At 28.9% G+C, this 401-nt stretch carries 1 protein-coding gene; it reads left to right on the top strand.

Annotation, left to right across the window (positions count from 1 at the left end):
• The coding region (locus AC1DWA_RS33630) for a hypothetical protein (protein ID WP_477917862.1) at nt 1-284 on the top strand (284 nt) is incomplete at its 5' end.
• Between the last annotated feature and the right edge of the window lie 117 nt (nt 285-401).

Raw genomic sequence — 401 nt, 5'->3', positions numbered from 1 at the left:
ATGCAACTAAAACAAGAACAAATCTAAGAGGCGATGAGAATACCTTTACTCTATATCATCCTGTACAAACAGTACTAGATGATCCTAAAAGGTATACTGAGTTTATAAGGGATTTGAACAAATCTAAGTCAAGTAAAATAATATTAAGTACCACAAATGAATGGAGCATAAGGGAATGGGACATTGAAAAACATGTCGATGAAGTATTCTTTTATAGTGTAGAGAATGACAACCCTGAAATCATGAGTAATTTAAGAAATAATGGAGCTATCCAACAATTGTAAAATTAAAATAACACTCCTTATTAGAATGGTTATTTTTTATCATATTCTCAACTATCAATTCCATATTGAAAAAAATACTAAAAATACAGTAAAATTGTATCTGTTGGAAATAAAGGG

The organism is Rhodococcus sp. P4_F3_2 (assembly GCF_056401335.1).
Note: the sequence above shows the minus strand (reverse complement) of the source record. Positions and strands in the feature narration are given on the sequence as shown.